Origin of the sequence: Gelidibacter algens (assembly GCF_001678675.1) — a bacterium.
GTDB lineage: Bacteria > Bacteroidota > Bacteroidia > Flavobacteriales > Flavobacteriaceae > Gelidibacter > Gelidibacter algens.
On the sequence record NZ_LZRN01000079.1, the window covers coordinates 1 to 8,095 of the forward strand.

Here is an 8,095-nt window from a genome sequence, read left to right on the forward strand (position 1 = left end):
CTATAAGATTATTTAATAGGAACAACATTCAATTCATAACCAAAATAACTTGGCTTAACATACTTTAATTGGTACGCTATATCTCGCTTCAATGAAGAAACTTAAAGCGATAATTAAATTAAATTTTCGTATTTTTTATCAACCAGTATTCTATAAATTGAGCAACTTCCTCCCAACCTTTTTGTACACATAAACTATGTGAGCGTCCTTTGAACTGTTTAAAGTCTTTGATACTATGTTTATCTTTATATGAGGCAATATTTTTGAGGTTCAGACTAGTAGGAATTATATGGTCATTTTCAGCACTAATGAACAGAAGCGGTTTGTGTGGCTTATTAAAATCTATCATTCCATCACCAAACCTACTGCTTCTTGGAATATTTCTACTCTCGGGTACAACGTCCTTTTCATAAATCTCGTCAGACTCTTGTCGTGTTAATGTATTACAAATAGCATAATGAAACCATTCTCTTGTTCCGCAATACAAGCTATTTCCTTTAAAGGGATTTATAGCACCCCAATTAGATTTTATAAAGCTCCATTTAAAACTTAAAACTCCTTTAGGTGATGCAGACGTTATACAAACTCCCAACAAACCTTTTTCAAGATGGACAAGTTTCTGTACAATAAGACCGCCCATTGAATGACCAATTAAAATAGGAATAACACCTCCCAAACTATCAATGAATTTCACATAATGGTTAACAACATCATTCATCCGGATTTTAGCTAATTCTCTATTTGGGTTTTGTCTTAATTCGTCTGGAATTCCATCATGGAAGGGATAGTTTGGAGTATGGCATTCGTAACCTGTTTTTTCAAAAAATAATTTCCACGATTTCCAGCTTTCTGCATTTTCGTGAAGACCATGTACGAATACGATTGTTTTGTAATTTGTCATATTGCTATCTATTAGTCCGCTTATTTCAAGAAGAGGGCACTTTTTTATGCTTATTTCTAACTTCAAGTAATATGCAAATATCAAATTCTAAAAACTTTTAAATAACTCTCCTAGCATGGTAGCTCATGTCAAACGCTAAATCCCAATTTTATTTTATAGCGATACATGGTTCCATTTATTTCTTGTTCAAGCTTAAGAACCTCCTTGGTCTTCTTGCTAATCCAAAAAATTTCCTTATTTCCTTTACTTTCATGTGTCAATATCCAGCAATCTATTTTTTGATCGTTATACCCAATCAAATCCGCGGAGCCTGTAACCGTGTAAGCAACTTTTTGATAATTTGAAGCTGTGCCAGGGTCATAGAAAGGAATAAGGAATGTGACTTCCTTTTTATAAGGTAGTAATGGAAAAGTTTCTAAATCCAAATGCCAGTTTAAAAAATATTTATCCAAAGATGATTTATACCCCGCCCATATAGCCATTGCCCTTTTATCCGTATCCGAATCATCTAACATCTTTCCATTGTGCTCAACCGTTTTGTTTAAAAAATCCACGGCAGTAACATTTATAGTTTTAGCAGTCGTTGCCCTTGGGGTTCGAACCTTCCACCAAGTGCTATGATACAAAGGTTGCATCGTTTTAGCATCGGAGATGGATTTTACAACATGCATAATGCTGTCTTTATCCTCCCATTCCTGATTGATTTCAATCACTGGCATTCCTTTATAATCGGTTCTTTTAATTGTTCTTGTCCAAAACTGTGTTTGTGAGCGCACAGAGTCCTTACCCATTTTAAAATAGACCAGATATCGGTGGGTACCTTCCCTTAAATGTTTGGTATTAATGTTTGACGAAGAGACTTCAAGCGTATCTCTTTTTTTAGCATGCAAATTTGAAACGCAAAAAAGATGAACTAATAAAAATGCTGTAATGGAAATAATTTTCATTTTCTTATTTATTTTGGTAAGTACTGTTTACTTCGATACTGTTTGAGTTTTATAATAGGCTATTGTGTGAACCATAAACTTTCTTTACCGTAAGTAAAATTTATTTTATTGCAAAACCCATTATGGTATTTTATTAGTTCTAATTGAATTGAGCCAAATTTCTTTTCATCTATTTCAGTTTACACACTTGTAATAGCTTATTAAGAAATATCCAAATTGTTGTTCCATACTTATTAGATTTCTATAAATATGATTGCGCACGAGCCACTTCCCAATCCTCATAACTCATTTCAAACTTAATCTCCTTCGGTCCGTTCATTCCTGCCTCAATCCAACCAGCTGTTCTGTAAAACGTTTCCGCTCTTGTTTTCGGTGTAGTTCCTAACCAAATAATATCTTTGGTTTGGGTAAAATACCAATCAAGTATTATATCATGTAAATGTTTACCTATTCCCCTTTTCTCAAAATCCGGGAGCAAGAACAACGCCCAAACATTTTTTTCTACTAAATCAACAATGGAGAAACCAACTATTTGATTGTTAATTTCACATACCCACCCTTTTCCTCTTTTAAACAAAAAATCCTCATAGACTTTTTCTGTCAATAGTTTAGGGTTTGACAAGGTGTTTTCTTTTACAGAATTTCTAACAATCTGAATTTGGTCAATATCATCTTTTTTTGCTTCTCGAATTCTCATATTTGCAATCGTTTAACTTTTAAAGTGTCAATAATTATATTATGTCTTCATCGTGCAATCCTTATACCGTTATGGTAGCTATCATTCCGGCACGTTTAACAAAAATTAGAAAGACATCTTTTTGCAATTAAATCTATATCAGTCAATCCAAATGGTCTTTCTAATGATATATTTACATCTCTTACATCATCTTTCACACTTAAAGAACTTTGTTCAAATTGTTTTGAAACATTCGCTTTTCGCATAAACCAATTACTTTTAGCATTTGAAAGATTATCAATTATATATAAGAATACAGAATGGTTTTACCTACTTATTTCAACAGCGATATGTAGCTTCGCTTTTATTATTAAAATTTGTATGTAATGCCTAGTTTGCCTCCACTCGTTGCGTTTCCTCCTCCTCCCTCGAGGTTGATACCAAAAGTTTTTGAAAAAAAGTAACGTGCACCAATCTGAATTCCAATCCCAAACCCACTTCCTTCCGCAAGTGATTCGTATCGTGAATCTGTGTTCCAAATGTAATAGTTAGTACTTGCACCAGCATATACATCCCATTCGCTCGGAATCTCTAGAATTTCATTAAAATGATAATTACCATTGGCCTGTAATCCAATAATTGAACTTTTAAAACCAGTTTGACTATAAGACCTAAAAGAGCCCTCAGCTCCTACAGTAATGTTGGGAGCGATGCCGTAATCTACTCCAGCATAAACAGGAGTACCCCATCCAGAGATTCCAAATCCTGCATTTAATTGTGTGTCTCCCTTTTCTAATGGAGCTTGAGCATTAGTTAATCCAAATGCGAATAATGCTCCGAGTAATAAAATTTGTTTTTTCATTGTTTTGTTAGTTATTTTTTTTTAATATATATTGGTATTTGTATAATTCATATTGAAATTAAAAATCTTATAAAAAGAACATTATTAACTAATTCGAATTAATCTGTTCAAAATCAATTTTTTTGTATGTAAATACTGCCAAATTGATTTATGTTAATAAGATATGCAGTTACTAGATATTAAAAGCACACCCTAAATCCATAAAACCGGGCAACTACTCATCTTTGGGCATATTTAATTATTTTTTAGAACTCATAATGACTAAAAGTGCTACAATAAGTATAAAACTATACTCAACTCCTCCGGTACCATGCTCACCTACAAACCATCCAGACGCTATATGGATTAAGAGAATTCCTAAAACAAGAATAATTATAAAACCAATGGAAAGGCATTTGGAATAATAACCTATCATTAATGCCATTCCACCAATAATTTCATACCCAGTAATTAGCCATACCAATACATTAGTGAAAGGCAAACCTTTGACACTTAAAAAGTCTGCAAATCTGGGTATTGTACCATTGAAAATTCTAACAATAGCGTGTAAAACAAAAACTAATGCAACGCTGAAGCGTAGTAATCGGATTGAGTTTTCTTGAGATACTAATTGTTTGTAATTCATAAATGTTTATTTTAAATTTTGAACCTATTATTAACCTGACCTATTCTATTAATAACTCGTGCACAACCAAATAATTTGTTAAGATTAATTTTCTTCAAAAACGAGTTGGCGCGAAAAACCTACCATCTGTTATATCAATTATTTCTTGATTTTCAAGATTTTTCATTTTACCAGAAAATGTTCCTTCAACATAATTAGCATTTAAATTTGTTATGGTTATTTTAAATTCTTCAGGATCATAGTAAACACTACTGAAATAAAGGTTTTCCGAGGTATTATAAAAATTAGAGGTTAACTCGTAATTTAAATTGCCTCTATCAACAGGATTTAAATATGTTTTGGTGGTTATACCTTCATCTAAATCCATTATAGTGAAATCAAAACCGTCGCTAAATCCGGCATCCATATCTTTTAGGCCACTAACCACAATTGTTTTGGATTTCACCATTGTCATCATTAATCTGGGCAACAATCAATTTATTGAACATTTTGTGTTCTCCATTCATTTTCATTTCAATATGATAATTCGATATGGGTGTATTTTCGTCATCTTTTTTACTACAATTCACAAGCAATGCTCCTAAAAGCAATACTATAATTGTAAGATTTCCTTTAATGTTTGTTGTTTTCATTTTTTATTTTATTATATAATTTCAAAAGGTAGTTGGTTTTGTTTCAGGTACTGATTGATTAGGTATGTTGAAAAATATTACTCCATTATCAATCAAATTCCTTGAATAAATTGCAGTTAGGTTACCGAATACATATTTTTTTAGAAAATATAACGCTGTCTGTTTTTGATTTTATTATATATATCCCTTTAATTAAATTGGATGCGTCAAATGAGTTATTGTAATGAGACAAGACATCAAAATTCATTATTTCTCTACCCAATAAGTCGAAAAGTGATGCCTCAAAGTTGACATCACTATCAATTTTTATAAGTTTCATGCCGCTATTAAAAGATGCCTTGATGTTAGTGTCGGAAACCGATTGCCCTTCAACTCCTAAAGTATTGTCTATCCAAACCTTAAAAACTAAATCAGATGAGGACAAGGTATTCCATGAATTCGTGCTACCCGAAACTCTATATATATTTTGCCCACCAGAATAAAGATTGTCAGAAGCTTGCAACCACCCAAAGTCAGTAGAATTACCATTGTCGGATATTATAATCACATACATATTGCCCAAAGTCATCATTGGGCCATTTGGCAACTGAAAAGATTGCCAAACAGGTGTACCATCAGCGCCATCGAATCCTATTCCTGCTTGAGAAAAAAGCGCATTACCAATTGGTTTAGAATCGGAACTGGCACTATAAAGACTTAAATTATATTGTTGCCCTGTACACCCTAGACTAGAACCACAATCCATGAGAACTTCAATCTTTGTAATTTTCATATCTGAACCAGCTGTAAAACCTTGTCCATAATCTAAAATTCCAATAGGTGCATAGGTATTATAAACCAATTGTGATTGATCCAATATCTCTTGTGCAGAAATTGATAAGAAAGAAAAGAATAATATTATTGTATATTTTTTTTTATTCATAATAATAACTTTTTTGATTTGTACTTTATTAAATAATTTCCTTGATTAATTCTTTAATAACTACTTTGGAATTTTTTTAATTATTTTCTTGTTATCGATAGCCGAGTCATATTTTTCCATATAAAAGTCTGGTTTGGATATTTTTTTGAAACCATATTTTTCATATAACCAATTGGCGGTATATGGCAATAAAACCCACCGTCTCAAACCTTGCAACTCTGATTGATTCATCACTACATCCATAAGTTTTTTAGACAGTCCGTTTCCTCTGTATTCATCTACAACATACACATCTCCTAAATACGCGAAAGTTGCATAATCAGAAACAACTCTTGCATACCCGACTTGATTCCCTTTATGGAACAATCCAAAATTCAATGAATTGTCAACAGAGATAATTACTTTTTCTAAAGAAATATTATCGGCCCAGGAGGAGTAAATTGACAAAAACTCATGAATTGCAAGAACATCCATTTTATTTTTATCAGTTGTAATTAAGAAATTATCAAATTCGATATTTATATATCCCATTTTTATTTGCCTTTATTCTTTTTCAAGAGCCCGTCCCATATAAATCCTGCAATCAATTCATTATTAGTGTTGCTGGTTTGGGATAAACTTTCAGCTATTCTTTGTCTTTCTTCTATTGTTTTATTTTGACTTAACTTCTTTTTTGCTTGAGTTTCAGTTACTAATATCTCAAACGCCATGATTCCATTAACCATCCTTGTTTTGTAGTCATTTGGAAAATTCTTCCATTTTGACTGATATGAAGATTCGTAAGTATCAATAGTTTGCTCAAGGACATTAAATACTTTTTCTGATTCCATGATTAGTTTCCCTTTACCATAAGCGTGTATAGACACATAATTCCAGGTAGGAACTTCCATTTCTCTGGAATAGTTATTCGTAGAAATATAAGCGTGAGGCTCTGAAAAAATAACTAAAACGTTATTGCTCACAATATCCATCCAATGTTCATTTGCTTTGGCAAAATGGGAAGTCAGTATGATATTATTATCCCGTTCAGTGATAAAAAAAGGTAAATGTGTTGCTATAGGACAGCCATCCTTTGCCGTTATAATTGTGGCAAAACTGAATTGTTTCATAAAGGAAATAATTTCATCTCTGTCTGTTTCTAAATTAATTTTTGGTATATACATATGATGTCTAAATATTAAACGCAGCTAGTAACCGCAATAAATCAACCTTATTAAAATTGAATTGTTAAGTTGCATTAACAATCGATAGGGTTATTATTTTAAATGTTTCTAAATAATTCAACAAATTTCAGTGAATAAATGTTTAGAATCGACCTTGCTTGTAAGTTAGGACGGCAAAACTTTAGTTCATTTTAAGACTATCCTCAATTTGCGCTTTTGCTTTTGAATTAATGCCCAATAATATGTCAATCGTAGTTTTGATTTATTAGTATTAATTGTATTGATATCAATTTTTGCTTTTAATAATTATTTACCAATTCATACCAACCATTCTTATTGAATCCCACAATTATTTTTTTTTGAAAACTCAAAATGCTTAAATTTTTATAAGGTTGCTGTTATTTTTTAAAATTTCATTTGAATGACCGATAGTATAAATTTTAAACAATTGGATTTTCCTTAAATATTAATTACCCTACAACATGAACATTACGAATTTTTATATTTTAAAATGTTTATTTAAGCTTCACTTCTATAATTTCTCCATCTTCAGTAATCTCAACGAACTTTTCGATTCTTTGATTCTGTGACTTATAAAACTTTCTGTTTTCGTAATAATTAACAGAACCAAAATTACGTGTAACCAGTACCAGTATTAACTTCCTTGTTATATGTAATTGTAAGTTCCATAAATGCCTGCAAAAAGTATTTTCCTGGTTTCAATTTTTCAAAATTAAACCTGCCGAAGTTGTCGGTGGTTGTTTCAAATCTTTGAGCAAAAGCTTCATCCGACATGTAAACTCTTGTTTTTTTATTTTCCTTTTTGCTCCTTAATTCATACCACGATTTGAAATAGTCGCTTACTGGAAAGAGCAAAACTGATTTGTTTATTCCATAAATTTTCGTAGCTAGTGGAGCTTTAAAACCAAAAAGAGATTTTTCCTTGGTGAATAAAACCCCTTTTATTCCCGAAGTACCTTCAGCTAGATGATTTTCACTTGCTTCCTTATTGAATTTCTCTTTGGGATAGATTATTGTCACTTCACTTTTGTTTGCCAGGTTATCCGCCTCACGAATAGAATTACAAGAAGTAATGCAGCAAAAAAGGATAATTTCAAGAAATAAAAATAGTTTTCATTATCTTATTATTTTATTTAAGTTTTTCGTTGATTGATGTTTTCAGGTAAAAATTATTTTTATAGCAAACTTAAAATATAGTCATTCCGGGAAAATATATGATATCTTGTAAATTTAATTGACCATTACTATCCGAGATAACTAACCGAATTGAACTAAATTACCAGCAGAGTATATTTTTGAGTTTAACATTTGATTCCCGAAGGCACTGTTGATGTCATCATTCCTAT

The 8,095-nt window shown here is 31.5% G+C and carries 11 protein-coding genes; all 11 read right to left on the reverse strand.

Features of this window, described 5'->3' with window-relative positions; translation table 11 throughout:
* Positions 1–118: 118 nt before the first annotated feature.
* The 11 genes from A9996_RS18650 to A9996_RS18700 all read right to left on the reverse strand — a co-directional run bounded on the left by A9996_RS18650 (position 119) and on the right by A9996_RS18700 (position 7,769).
* A complete protein-coding gene (locus A9996_RS18650) occupies positions 119–901 on the reverse strand; it encodes an alpha/beta hydrolase (RefSeq protein WP_066438904.1) in 783 nt (260 codons plus the stop codon).
* 128 nt (positions 902–1,029) lie between these two features.
* Entirely contained in the window at positions 1,030–1,848 is an 819-nt protein-coding gene (locus tag A9996_RS18655; RefSeq protein WP_066438884.1) for a DUF3108 domain-containing protein, read from the reverse strand.
* Between the two features lie 241 nt (positions 1,849–2,089).
* On the reverse strand, positions 2,090–2,545 hold the full coding sequence (locus A9996_RS18660) for a GNAT family N-acetyltransferase (protein WP_066438886.1): 456 nt from the start codon (positions 2,543–2,545) through the stop codon (positions 2,090–2,092).
* A gap of 349 nt (positions 2,546–2,894) precedes the next feature.
* Complete coding sequence (locus A9996_RS18665; RefSeq protein ID WP_066438888.1) at positions 2,895–3,386, reverse strand: DUF3575 domain-containing protein; 492 nt, start codon at positions 3,384–3,386, stop codon at positions 2,895–2,897.
* Positions 3,387–3,624: 238 nt separating this feature from the next.
* Positions 3,625–4,011: a DoxX family protein gene (locus A9996_RS18670; RefSeq protein ID WP_083994034.1), complete on the reverse strand. Its 387-nt coding sequence runs from the start codon at positions 4,009–4,011 to the stop codon at positions 3,625–3,627.
* Positions 4,012–4,105: 94 nt separating this feature from the next.
* The gene (locus A9996_RS18675; RefSeq protein WP_066438890.1) at positions 4,106–4,459 is read right to left on the reverse strand and encodes a hypothetical protein; all 354 of its coding nucleotides are present in this window, start codon (positions 4,457–4,459) and stop codon (positions 4,106–4,108) included.
* Entirely contained in the window at positions 4,431–4,643 is a 213-nt protein-coding gene (locus A9996_RS18680) for a beta-barrel fold lipoprotein (protein WP_066438892.1), read from the reverse strand. The genes A9996_RS18675 and A9996_RS18680 overlap by 29 nt, the downstream gene beginning before the upstream one ends.
* 121 nt (positions 4,644–4,764) lie before the next feature.
* Positions 4,765–5,565 (reverse strand): T9SS type A sorting domain-containing protein, encoded by an 801-nt coding sequence (locus A9996_RS18685; protein WP_066438895.1) that lies wholly within the window; start codon positions 5,563–5,565, stop codon positions 4,765–4,767.
* A gap of 60 nt (positions 5,566–5,625) precedes the next feature.
* Positions 5,626–6,096 carry a GNAT family N-acetyltransferase gene (locus A9996_RS18690; RefSeq protein ID WP_066438896.1) on the reverse strand — a complete coding sequence of 157 codons (471 nt, stop codon included), beginning with the start codon at positions 6,094–6,096 and terminating at the stop codon, positions 5,626–5,628.
* A gap of 2 nt (positions 6,097–6,098) precedes the next feature.
* Positions 6,099–6,728 (reverse strand): FMN-binding negative transcriptional regulator, encoded by a 630-nt coding sequence (locus tag A9996_RS18695; RefSeq protein WP_066438899.1) that lies wholly within the window; start codon positions 6,726–6,728, stop codon positions 6,099–6,101.
* Positions 6,729–7,361: 633 nt separating this feature from the next.
* Complete coding sequence (locus tag A9996_RS18700) at positions 7,362–7,769, reverse strand: peptidase associated/transthyretin-like domain-containing protein (RefSeq protein ID WP_066438902.1); 408 nt, start codon at positions 7,767–7,769, stop codon at positions 7,362–7,364.
* Between the last annotated feature and the right edge of the window lie 326 nt (positions 7,770–8,095).